This is a genomic window from Catenulispora sp. GAS73, from assembly GCF_041262085.1.
Taxonomy (GTDB): Bacteria; Actinomycetota; Actinomycetes; order Streptomycetales; family Catenulisporaceae; genus Catenulispora.
Map to the genome: position 1 here is coordinate 1 of NZ_JBGCCM010000089.1, position 3,052 is coordinate 3,052.

Annotated in this window: 2 protein-coding genes and 1 pseudogene; 2 read left to right on the forward strand and 1 reads right to left on the reverse strand. The window is 65.6% G+C overall.

Annotation, left to right across the window (positions count from 1 at the left end; translation table 11 throughout):
- On the reverse strand, positions 1-1,097 hold a 1,097-nt coding region (locus ABH935_RS50785; protein WP_370385230.1), incomplete at its 3' end, for a chitinase.
- An 890-nt stretch (positions 1,098-1,987) separates the two neighbouring features.
- On the opposite strand from ABH935_RS50785, the gene ABH935_RS50790 reads away from it, so the two are divergent.
- A complete protein-coding gene (locus tag ABH935_RS50790) occupies positions 1,988-2,185 on the forward strand; it encodes a hypothetical protein (protein ID WP_370385231.1) in 198 nt (65 codons plus the stop codon).
- A 313-nt stretch (positions 2,186-2,498) separates the two neighbouring features.
- Positions 2,499-3,052 (forward strand): annotated as a pseudogene (locus ABH935_RS50795) (hypothetical protein); the annotation flags it as partial.

Genomic DNA, 3,052 nt, shown 5'->3' on the forward strand with positions numbered 1-3,052 from the left:
GGAGTAAAGTCCGCAGAGTTGCCACCACGCACATCCAGACACAACCCGCCATAACCAATCACCGACCCACCGGCTCCGCTCCCACCACCGGTGGTAGTACCGCCGGTGAACTTCTCGAACGCTGCCGTGAAGTCGCCGTTGTTCTGGCTCACGCCGCTACAGGTGGAGGAGGCGGTGGTCTGCCCGGGGCAGCCGCCGTTGTCCCGGCCCTCCGACCAGAACGCCAGCTCGGTAATCCCCTCGGCGGCCGCGTGGGACTCGAGGGTGGATGCGTCCGGCACGGTGAAGATCTCGCCTGCGCTGTCGTTCTGCCCGATCATCGGCGTGACGCCGAGCATTCCGTAGCCTCCGGCGAGGCTCTTGCCGTACGCCGATGCGACCTGCGAGGCCGAGGCGTCCATCGCCTGGTTGGCCGCCGTCCCCATCTCGGTGCCCGACGTCCCGTAGTCCATCGCCATGACGTTGACCACGTCAGGCGTGAACCCGGCGGACCGGCCGCTGGACAGCACGTACTGCCCGTCTGAAGTCAGCCCGCCGGGAACCACCGGGAGCGTGTACGAGATCGACAATGAGCGGCCCGAGCCGGCCGCCCAGCTGCGTACCTGGGCCAGGGCCTGGTTGGTGCGGTCGACGTCGGTGTGGTTCGACAGCGCCGCAGCCTCGATGTCGAAGTCGAGGTGCGTGACGTTGAACGTGGTGACCACGTTCTCGATCTGGGTGGCCGCGGCGCCGGCCGAGGAGCAGGTGTTGCCCAGGTCGGTGCCGCCGTTGTCGGTGGTCCAGCCGCCGAACGAGATCGAGACGTCGCCCCCCATCGCACGCAGGTTCGCGATCTGGGTCTGCCAACTGGACGTGTTGTACATCGACCACTGGCAGCCCGCACCGTCTACGAAGGCCAGAGTGAAAAAGTCGTCGCCATAGTTGGCCGCGACCGTGGTCAGGGTCGTGTTGCTGAGGCCCGTGTCCACATAGGGGGCCGAGTAGTGCGCGGGCCACGAGACCGCAGCCGAGGCCGGGCTCGTGATGGTGAGGCCGACAGTCGTCGCTGTCAGCAGGGTCGCGCCTGCCAGGGCGGCCAGGCGCACAGTTTGGGGCATGAGCTCTCACTTCCTATTCCTTGAGGGCACGAGGGACGCGACAAACGCCCCCGGCGTACGACCCCAAGCGCTCAAGCTGGGGAGTATCTCCTCATGATGAGGACCCTTATTTGGTAACGTTCACGCGGGAGTTTTCGACAGCGCCTCTACCGGGTCAAGGCAGGCGGGTTAAATCGTTACCTTGTCGTTATATCTTCACGATGGCGTCGCGAAGAGTTTCCGGCGATCTTTTCTTGCAAATCGACTGTCGTTTTCATGCACTGTTCTTGCGCGGTAGCTCTGGCGCGCTTCTCTCGTGCGGGATGGCGATTCCGCCGCCCCGCCGCGCTAGGGGATCTTGATCAAGTGGAATGCGGTGCACAGCGGCCGACCGGTTTCCGAGTCAGATGCCCGCCCCCTGGCCAGCTGGACTGGGCGGCGTGCAAAGAAGAACGAACCGGGTTCGCGGCCGCGCCCGCCCTGCATCCGGAAAGGCACTGAGAGTGTTCCAGGGTGAGCGCGCAAGCGCCTGCCGGACACGCGCAAACCCCGAAAGAAGATTCACAGGGTTTCGTACCATGGCTTCGGAGTGTGCAAGGTGAGAAGATCGTCGATTAATTGAGGCGCTTAACTATGGACTCACGGCCAACATCTTGACGTTACAAGATCCCTGATACACACTTGTTGAGTGTGAACGTTATCAAGGTGCGGCTCGCCGGGTAGTGGCTGCGCGCAGAATCCACGGCAAGGACAGGCTCGAGTCTGGCGGCGATCCGTTCGGAGGCGGACCACCGCTGCCGAGAACGGTGTGACGATCGGCACCGGTGTGTGGCTCGAGTGCAACGGTGCAGGTGCCAGCGAACCGACCCAGGCGAGGCTGCCACATCCAGGAAGCATCGTCTACTCCCCATGTGCCCCTCGACCGACCGACGTCGTGGCGCTGTGGCTGTTTCGTCTCTGCTCTTGTCCTCCAAGTTGTATCGGCGAGCCTTCTCAACGGCGAGGCGGACTTGCGTGCGGATCCGGTCGCCACGCAAATCGTGGGGCTCGCGATGACGCGGTACCTCTGGGCGAGCGACCGTGTCGCCCGCATGCCCTCAAAACGGTGACCCGCCTGATCGCTCCCACCATGCAGCACTACCCCACCGGCTCGCTGGACGAGGAATTTTCAGACCGGGCTTGACCCTGATCTTCGCCTCAGGGCGGCTCACCGGTTTCGTCAACGTGCGCTGGTTCACCTTCGCCGCCTGACCCCAGCACTCCTGTCACCGATCGCGTTTGCCCGCGCACCGGACGCACTACCGCGCAGCACGGCCCTGCGGCCACTGATGCGCGTCGGCGCCGCCAGCCCCGAAGTCATACGCCCGAACAGAGCACAGAACCGGTCCAGCACCGCCATCATCGGAAAGGAACCACCCGCCCATGTCCCCAGCCCCCGCCTCACTAAGAATGCGCCCCGCGGCGCTCGCTGCCGTCCTCGCCGCCACGCTCCTCGCCTGGCTCACGCTGCCCGCGGCCCCGGCCCGCGCCGCGGCACCTCCGCCACCGTCGGGTTGGAACCAGGTCTTCCTGGACGACTTCACAGGGTCATCCGGCAGCGGGATCGACGGCCAGTGGATGTACGACACCGGTCCCGGCTCGAGCTTCGGTACCGGTGAGATCGAGACCATGACCAACAGTTCGTCCAACGTGCACCTGGACGGCAACGGGAACCTGGACATCACAGCCCTGGCCAGTGGCGGCAATTGGACGTCGGGTCGGGTGCAGACCACCACGGCCAACGTCGGCGCCCCGGCCGGCGGCAAGCTGGAGGTCACCGCCTCGATCCAGCAGCCCACCGGCGGCCTGGGCTACTGGCCGGCGTTCTGGATGCTGGGCCCCGGCCAGTGGCCGGAGAACGGCGAGATCGACATCATGGAGGACGTCAACGCCCTGTCGGAGGTCGCGGGCACCATCCACTGCGGCACCTACCCCGG